7 protein-coding genes are annotated in these 8,139 nt (G+C 75.6%); 5 read left to right on the top strand and 2 right to left on the bottom strand.

Going from position 1 to position 8,139, the window contains the following annotated elements:
- Positions 1 to 216 precede the first annotated feature (216 nt).
- Positions 217 to 1,398, bottom strand: a complete 1,182-nt coding sequence (locus ACI79F_RS14465; protein WP_456546522.1) for an alcohol dehydrogenase catalytic domain-containing protein — start codon at positions 1,396 to 1,398, stop codon at positions 217 to 219.
- A gap of 291 nt (positions 1,399 to 1,689) precedes the next feature.
- Here ACI79F_RS14465 and ACI79F_RS14460 point away from each other — a divergent pair, with 291 nt between their 5' ends.
- The 3 genes from ACI79F_RS14460 (at position 1,690) to ACI79F_RS14450 (ending at position 4,989) form a co-directional block, all read left to right on the top strand.
- On the top strand, positions 1,690 to 2,871 hold the full coding sequence (locus tag ACI79F_RS14460; RefSeq protein ID WP_456546523.1) for a M23 family metallopeptidase: 1,182 nt from the start codon (positions 1,690 to 1,692) through the stop codon (positions 2,869 to 2,871).
- A 117-nt stretch (positions 2,872 to 2,988) separates the two neighbouring features.
- Positions 2,989 to 3,963, top strand: coding sequence for a cation diffusion facilitator family transporter (locus ACI79F_RS14455; protein ID WP_456546524.1), 975 nt, complete (start codon positions 2,989 to 2,991; stop codon positions 3,961 to 3,963).
- 66 nt (positions 3,964 to 4,029) lie between these two features.
- Complete coding sequence (locus ACI79F_RS14450; RefSeq protein WP_456546525.1) at positions 4,030 to 4,989, top strand: cytochrome c oxidase assembly protein; 960 nt, start codon at positions 4,030 to 4,032, stop codon at positions 4,987 to 4,989.
- Between the two features lie 96 nt (positions 4,990 to 5,085).
- Here the strand turns inward: ACI79F_RS14450 and ACI79F_RS14445 are convergent, their stop codons facing one another.
- Positions 5,086 to 6,666, bottom strand: a complete 1,581-nt coding sequence (locus tag ACI79F_RS14445) for an MFS transporter (RefSeq protein WP_456546526.1) — start codon at positions 6,664 to 6,666, stop codon at positions 5,086 to 5,088.
- Between ACI79F_RS14445 and ACI79F_RS14440 the strand changes: the two genes are divergently transcribed.
- Positions 6,653 to 7,249, top strand: coding sequence for a metallophosphoesterase family protein (locus tag ACI79F_RS14440; RefSeq protein WP_456546527.1), 597 nt, complete (start codon positions 6,653 to 6,655; stop codon positions 7,247 to 7,249). The two genes, ACI79F_RS14445 and ACI79F_RS14440, sit on opposite strands and share 14 nt — an antisense overlap.
- Positions 7,246 to 8,106 carry a putative RNA methyltransferase gene (locus ACI79F_RS14435; RefSeq protein ID WP_456546528.1) on the top strand — a complete coding sequence of 287 codons (861 nt, stop codon included), beginning with the start codon at positions 7,246 to 7,248 and terminating at the stop codon, positions 8,104 to 8,106. The genes ACI79F_RS14440 and ACI79F_RS14435 overlap by 4 nt, the downstream gene beginning before the upstream one ends.
- Positions 8,107 to 8,139: the final 33 nt, after the last annotated feature.

The following is an 8,139-nucleotide window of genomic DNA, read 5'->3' as shown; positions in this document are numbered from 1 at the left end:
GCGGCCGGCGCGGGGGGCGTGGGGGTGGTGGGCGGGGGGCACGTGGTTCTCGAGGGGATGTGGTGTGGGGGAGGGTGAAGTGGGGGTGGGGGGGGGGGGGAGCCCCCCCCCCCCCACCCTCCCGGTGCCAAGGAGCCGGCCGGGCCGGGACATGCCCGACCCGGCCGGTGGGTCTGCTCACAGCGGGGCCCGGCGGCGCCGGGCCCGGCCGGCGGATCAGGGCGTGAGCAGCACCTTCACCGCGCCGTCCTTCTTCTCCCGGAAGTTGGCGTAGGCCTCGGGCGCCTGCTCGAGCGGCACGTGGTGGGTGGCGAAGTCGTCCACGCCCAGCGGGTCGCCCTCGGTGAGGATCGGCAGGATGTCGGGCACCCACCGCCAGACGTTGGCCTGGCCCATGCGCAGCTGGATCTGCTTGTCGAACATGCGCATCAGCGGCAGCGGGTCGGTGGCGCCGCCGTAGACGCCGGACAGCGAGATCGTGCCGCCGCGGCGGACGGCCTCGATCGCGGTGTTGAGCGCGGCCAGCCGGTCCACGCCGACCACCTGCATGACCTTCTCCATGATCGCGTCCGGCACGATCGCGGTCGCCTTCTGCGCGATCGAGGCCAGCGGCGAGCCGTGGGCCTCCATCCCGACCGCGTCGATCACGGCGTCGGCGCCGCGGCCGTCCGTGGCGTCGTGGATCGCCTGGACGACCTCCGCCTGGTCGGTGGAGCGGATCACCTCGGTGCCGCGGGCGGTGGCCCGCCGGATCCGCTCGGGGACGACGTCGGACGCGTACACCTTCTCGATCCCCAGGTGGTGGGCGATGCGGGTGCACATGTCGCCGATCGGCCCGAGCCCGAGCACGAGCAGCGTCCCGCCGGGCGGCACGGCGGCGTACTGCACGGCCTGCCACGCGGTCGGCAGCACGTCGGAGAGGTAGACGAACCGGTCGTCGGGCAGCCCGTCGGGGACCTTGATCGGCAGCGTGTTGCCGAACGGCACCCGCAGGTACTCGGCCTGGCCGCCGGGCACCTGCCCGTAGAGCTTGGTGTAGCCGAACAGCGAGGCGCCGAAGCCCTGGTCGCGGTTCTGCGTGGTCTCGCACTGGGACTGCAGCCCCTGGGAGCACATCCAGCAGGTGCCGCAGGAGATGTTGAACGGGACGACGACGCGGTCCCCGGGCTTCACCGCGGTCACGTCCCGGCCGACCTCGCGGACGATGCCCATCGGCTCGTGGCCCATCACGTCGCCCACGGTCATGAACGGCGCCATCACCTCGATCAGGTGCAGGTCCGAGCCGCAGATGCCGCTGGAGGTCACCTCGATCACGACGTCCGTGGGGTCCTGGATCGTCGGGTCGGGGACCGTGTCCACCCGGACGTCGGCTCGGCCGTGCCAGGTCACTGCGCGCATGGGGGGAGCTCCTCTTACTCGTCGTCGGAGGGGTCCGACCAGGGCCCTCTGCCCGCGGGTGAGCCTCGTCGCGCCTGGTTCAGCGTTCAACCGGCGCGTCGCTCACTCAGCGTGATCCAAGATCGACACAGAGCTGAATGACATCGGTGCAGTCCCGTGACGGATCCCACAGAACCGATCGGTACTACCCCGTCTCACAGATCACGAACCGGTCACGGCGTGTTTACATGGCTCCCGTCCTCTTCCCGGACCCCACGCAACACGTCCTTGTCCCCTGCGGAAGACAGGTGCATGTCCCAGCTCCACCACGACCCCGTCCTCGACGAGGCGGCGGTGCCCGCTCCGGGCTCCGGCACCCCCCTCGACGGCCCGCGGGAGGCGCCCTCCGGGTGCCCCGCAGCGGCGGAGGCGGAGGTCCCCCCGACCATCCCGGCGCAGCGCTCGGAGGACGCGCCGCGACGGGGCACCACCGGCCGGGCGCGCCGCGCGAAGCGGCGGCGGACCGCCGTGCGTCCCGACGCCCACCTGGCCCCCGCCGAGGACCTCGCCGAGCTCAGCGGGCTCGCCGAGGCGACCGCGCTCGCCGGCCTCGAGGAGGTCGCCGCCGCGGAGGTCCCCGAGGTCCCCGGCACCCCTGAGGCGGCCCCGGCCGACGACGCCCCGGACGACGCGACCGCCGCCGACGCGACCGCCGACGAGCCCGAGCGCTGCTCGGTGCCGGTGGTTCCCGCCGGCACCGGCCGGCACCGCCCCGGCCTCGTGCGCCGGCGGCCGGTCCTCTTCCTCGCCGCCGCCCTCGTCACCGCCGCCGGCCTCGGCGTGGTGACCGGCGGCGACACGCAGGCGCAGGCCGAGCCCGCGGAGACGGTCAGCGAGTCGGTGAGCGTGGCCCGCGCCCTCGGCATCGAGGGCAGCGCCGCGCCGGCGCCGGTGGAGGCCGACGCCGCCCGCCTCGCGGAGCTGGCGTCCAGCCGCGCCAGCCGCGACCAGGAGCAGCTGGCCGCCGCGGTCGCCCAGAGCGAGGCCGACCGCCAGGCCACCGAGTGGCTCGCGGCGGTCGCCGCCGAGGCCGCCCGCCCGAAGGCCGTCCTGCCCGTCCAGGGCGCCCGGCTGACCAGCGGCTTCGGCGCGCGGTGGGGCACCCTGCACGCCGGCATCGACCTGGCCGCGCCGATGCTCACCCCCGAGTACGCGGCCATGGACGGCGTCGTGCTCGAGGCCGGCCCGGCCAGCGGCTACGGCAACGCCGTCTACATCCAGCACGAGAACGGCGACGTCACCGTCTACGGCCACATGGAGCAGATCCTGGTCCAGCCCGGCCAGGTCGTCCGGGCCGGTGACACGATCGCCCTGCTCGGCAACCGCGGCCAGTCCACCGGCCCGCACCTGCACTTCGAGGTGCACCAGGGCGGCCTCAACGGCACCAAGATCGACCCGATCCCGTGGCTCCGGGAGCGCGGCGTCCAGATCTGAGCCGCCCGCTGCCCGCGACGACGCCCCCCGCCCGGTCCTCCGGGCGGGGGGCGTCGGCCGTGCGGAGGGGGTCCGGTGGGGCACACTCGCCGGTGTGACCTGGGAGGTGAGCCGCTGATGGGAGCCGGGCACGGGCGGTCCGCCGGACCCGAGACGCGCGGGCACGACCACGCGCACGGCCACGGCCACGGCCACGCGCACGGGACCGCGGCGGCCGGGCAGCGCCGCCGGCTGGCCGTGGTGCTGGCCCTGACGGTCGCCGTCCTCGGGGCCGAGGTCGTCGGCGCCGTCGTCTCCGGGTCGCTGGCGCTGCTCGCCGACGCCGGGCACATGGCCACCGACGCCCTGGGCATCGGGCTGGCCCTCGGTGCGGTCTCGCTCGCCCAGCGGCCGCCGCGCGGGCGCCGGACCTTCGGCTGGCAGCGGGTCGAGATCCTCGCCGCCGTCGCCAACGGGTGCCTGCTGCTGGGCGTCGGCGGCTACGTGCTGGTCGAGGCGGTGCGCCGGATCGGGGACCCGCCCGACGTGCACGCCGGGGTGATGCTGCTGGCCGCCGGCGCCGGGCTGGTGGTCAACCTGATCGGACTGGCGCTGCTGCACCGCGGCCGGGGGGAGTCGCTGAACGTCCGCGGCGCCTACCTGGAGGTGCTGTCCGACGCGCTCGGCTCGGTCGCCGTGATCGCCGCCGCCGCCGTCATCGCGGTCACCGGCTGGACCCCTGCCGACACCGTCGCCTCCCTGCTCATCGGGTGCCTGGTGCTGCCGCGGGCCTGGTCGCTGCTGCGCGAGGCCCTCGACGTCCTGCTCGAGGCCGCGCCGCGCGGGGTCGACCTGGCCGACGTCCGCGCCCACATCCTCGAGGTCGACGGCGTGCTCGGGGTGCACGACCTGCACGCCTGGACGATCACCTCGGGCCTGCCCGTGCTCTCGGCGCACGTCGTGGTCACCGACGAGGCGCTGGACGGCGGCCACGGCGGGCGCGTGCTCGACGCGCTGTGCGCCTGCCTCGGCGACTGCTTCGACGTCGCCCACTGCACCTTCCAGCTGGAGGCCGCGACGCACGCGGCCCACGAGGCGCCCGTCCACGAGTGAGGCCCGGCGCCCGCCGGACGCCGAGTGGGACAGTGGACGGCGACCGCGCAGCGACAGGAGGCACCGGTGGACCACGGGCACCACTCGGGCATGTGGGTGCCCGACGAACCACCGAGCCCGGGGCGGCTGTTCCTGCCGCACCTGGAGCCCTGGTCGGTGCTGCCGGTGCTCGCCCTGCTGGGGCTGGTCCTCTACCTGGTCGCCGTCGTCCGGCTGCGGCGCTCCAGGGTGGCCTGGCCGTGGTGGCGGACCGCGGCCTGGGTGGCCGGCACCGTCTCGCTCTTCGCCGTCACCGGCACCTGGTTCAACGGCTACAGCATGGTGCTGTTCAGCGTGCACATGACCCAGCACATGGTGCTGTCGATGCTGACGCCGCTGCTGCTGCTCGTCGCGGCGCCGGTCACGCTGGCGCTGCGCACGCTGCCCCGCGGCAAGGGGCTGGCCGGCGTCCCGCGGGCGCTGCTGCTCGACGCGCTGCACAGCCGGCTCGCGCGGGCGGTGGCCTCACCGCTGTTCACCGTGCCGCTGTTCATCGCCAGCCTCTACGGCATCTACTTCACGCCGCTGTTCGACGACCTCATGGGCTCGCCCGCCGGGCACGAGTTCATGCTCGCCCACTTCGTCGTCGTCGGGCTGCTGTTCTTCGGGCCGGTGCTCGCCCAGGACCCCTGGCCCCGGCAGGTCGGCCACGGCGGCCGGATGCTCGAGCTGCTCGCCCCGGTGCCGTTCCACGCCTTCTTCGGCGTCGCCGTGATGATGGCGACCTCGCTGGTGGTCGACAGCTTCGCCGAGCCGCCCGCCGGGTGGGGCGTCGACCCGCTCGAGGACCAGGGGGTCGCCGGCGGGATCGCGTGGTCGTTCGGCGAGCTGCCGACCGCGCTGGTGCTCGCCGTCGTCCTGTTCTCCTGGATGAACTCCGAGGAGCGGCGGGCCCGGCGGCTGGACCGCGCCGCCGACCGCACCGAGGACGCCGAGCTCGAGGCCTACAACGCCCGGCTGCGGGCGCTGAGCACCGGCGACCGCTGACCGGCCGCGGCCACGATCAGGTGACCTGATCGTGGCGCGTCCTCCCTCACCGCGGACGGTGAGGGAGGACGCGCTGCGGGGAGGGAGGACGCCGGCTCAGCCGACGTGCACCGGCGCCGCCCCCTCGGCCGGCAGGTCCTCCTTCGTCGCCTTGATGAGGACGCCGGACACCACGGCACCGGCCAGCAGCAGCACCGAGGCCCAGGTGAAGGCCGTCGTGTAGCCCTCGACCTGCGCGGCGATCGGCGCGTCCGGGTTCCCGTCGGCCACGAGGTCGGCCAGCGCCGCGCTCGTGGCGCCCACCGAGAGGCTCGCCAGCAGCGCGGTGCCGACCGACGCCCCGACCTGCTGGGTGGCGTTGAGCAGCGCGCTCGCGGCACCCGCGTCGTGCTGGCCGGCGCCCAGGAGGGCCAGGTTGGACAGCGGCACCATGGTGAAGCCGAGGCCCAGGCCGAGCAGCAGCTGCGCCGGGAACGGCAGCGCCCAGAAGCCGGTGTCCAGGTCGACCAGGCTGAGCAGGAACAGGCCGGCCGCGGCCAGCAGGCCACCGGCGACCATGAGCGGCTTGGGCCCCGTCTTCACGACGAGCGCGCTCGCGGCGCCCGCGGCGACGAGCACGCCGAGCGTGGTCGGCAGCGAGGCCAGCCCCGCGTGGACGGGCTTGTACTCGAGCACCTGCTGGAAGTACAGGCTCAGGAAGAAGAACGCCCCGAGCAGCCCGGCACCGAGCAGCGCGGCGGTCAGGTAGGCGCCGCCGCGGTTGCGGTCGGCCACCAGCCGGATCGGCATGAGCGGGTTGCGCACCCGCCGCTCGAACACCACGAACGCCACGACCAGGACCACGCCGAGGACGATGAACAGCCACGCCAGGCCGTCGGTCCAGCCGCTCTCCGGCACGACGATCGGGGCGCCGGTGCCCTGCGCGGCCCGGTTCGCCGCCGCGGCCTCCGCGGCGTTGGTCTGCGAGGTCTCGGCGACCCGCGTGAAGCCGTAGACGAACGACGCCAGGCCCAGGGTGATGAGCACCGCGCCCGGGATGTCGTACCTGGTGTCGCCCGGCGCCCGGCTCTCCGGCACGAACGGGATCGCCAGGGCCACCGCGACCAGGGCGACGGGCAGGTTCACCCAGAAGCACCAGCGCCAGTCGGCGTACTCGGTCAGCACGCCGCCGAGCAGCAGCCCGACGGCCGAGCCGCCGCCGGCGATGGCGCCGTAGACGGCGAACGCCTTGGCCCGCTCGCGGGCGTCGGTGAACAGGACGGTGATCAGCGCCAGGGAGGCGGGCGCCAGCAGCGCGCCGAACGCGCCCTGCAGCGCGCGGGCGGCGAACAGCATGCCCTCGTTCTGGGCGACGCCGCCGAGGGCCGACGCCACCGCGAAGCCGGCGGCGCCGACCAGGTAGGTGCGCTTGCGGCCCCAGAAGTCGGCGATGCGGCCGCCGAGCAGCAGGAAGCCGCCGAAGGTCAGCGTGTAGGCGGTGACGATCCACTGCTGGCTCGCGGCGCTGATCCCCAGGTCACCGGAGACGGCGGGCAGTGCGATGTTGACGATCGTCGCGTCGAGGATGACGAGCAGGACGGTCAGGGCGATGACGCCCAGCGCCAGCCACCGCTTCTCGTAGGGCTCGTCGGCCGGGGTCTCCGACCCGGCGAGCGTGGGGGACGTGGGGTCTGTCATGTGCGGGTTCCTCGGGATGGCAGGGGAGGCCGAGATCGTCGGCCGGCGCAGGAAGTTATCGGCCTGCGACGATCGGGTGGTGCCTGTTTCGCTGGTGGTGACCGCCGACACGCACGTCCCCAAGCGGTCGCGTGACCTACCTCATGCCCTGTGGGCGGCGATCGAGGCCGCCGACCTCGTCGTGCACGCCGGCGACTGGGTCGACGTCGCGCTGCTGGACGAGCTCGAGCGTCGCTCCCGGCGGCTGCTGGCGGTGCACGGCAACAACGACCACGGCGCGCTGCGCGAGCGCCTGCCGGAGGTGGCCCGGACGGAGGTCGAGGGGCTGCGGCTCGCCGTCGTCCACGAGACCGGCGACGCCAAGGGGCGGGAGGCGCGCTGCGCGGCGCGGTTCCCGGACGCCGACGTCCTCGTCTTCGGGCACAGCCACATCCCCTGGGACACCACCGCGCCGACCGGCCTGCGGCTACTCAACCCCGGCTCGCCGACCGACCGGCGGCGGCAGCCGCACGGCACCTTCCTCACCGCCGTCGCGGCCGGCGGGGCGCTGCGCGACGTCGTGCTGCACCCGGTCCCGCGGTGAGCGGACGGCGGCCGTTCCCCGCCGCCGCCGTCGCCCTGCTGGCCTGCCCGGTGTGCGCCGCGCCGCTGGCCGCCGTACCCGGCGACACCGGCCTGCGGTGCGCGGCCGGGCACGCGTTCGACCGCGCCCGCCAGGGCCACGTGACGCTGCTGCCCCCGGGCCGGACGCCGCCGGCCGGCGACTCCGCGCCGATGGTCGCCGACCGGGTCGCCTTCCTCGGCTCCGGCGCGTTCGCCGGGGTGACCGGCGCACTGGCCGACGCCGTCCTGGCGGGGGAGCGGCCCACCGCGCTGCTCGACCTCGGCGGCGGCACCGGGCACCACCTGGCCGCGGTGCTCGAGCGGGCGCCGCAGGCCGTCGGCGTCGTCCTGGACGCCTCCCGCTACGCCGCGCGCCGGGCCGCCGCGGCCTCCCCGCGGGTGCTGGCGGTCGTGGCCGACGCCTGGGCCCGGCTGCCCGTCCGCGACGCCGCCGTCGACCGGGTGCTCGGCGTCTTCGCACCCCGCAACGGCCCCGAGACCGCGCGGGTGCTGCGCCCCGGCGGCCGGCTGGTCGTGGTCACCCCGGCGCCGGAGCACCTCGCCGAGCTGGTCGGCCCGCTGGGCCTGCTGCGGGTCGACCCGGACAAGGACGCCCGGCTGGCGGCGTCGCTGGAGCCGCATCTGGCGCCCCGGGCGACGACGGAGCACCGCGAGGTGCTCGCGCTGTCCCGGGCCGCCGTCGCCACCCTGGTGGGCATGGGCCCGCACGCCCGCCACCTGACGCCGCAGGCGCTGGCCGCCGGCCTGGCGGCGCTGCCCGAACCGGTCCGGGTGACCGTCGCGGTGCGGGTGGGCAGCTGGGGCAGGGAGGCGTGACCGCACCGTGACCGGCGCCCCCGGCGTCGGCGC

The sequence above is a fragment of the Blastococcus sp. SYSU D00868 genome (genome assembly GCF_054050575.1).
Note: the sequence above shows the minus strand (reverse complement) of the source record. Positions and strands in the feature narration are given on the sequence as shown.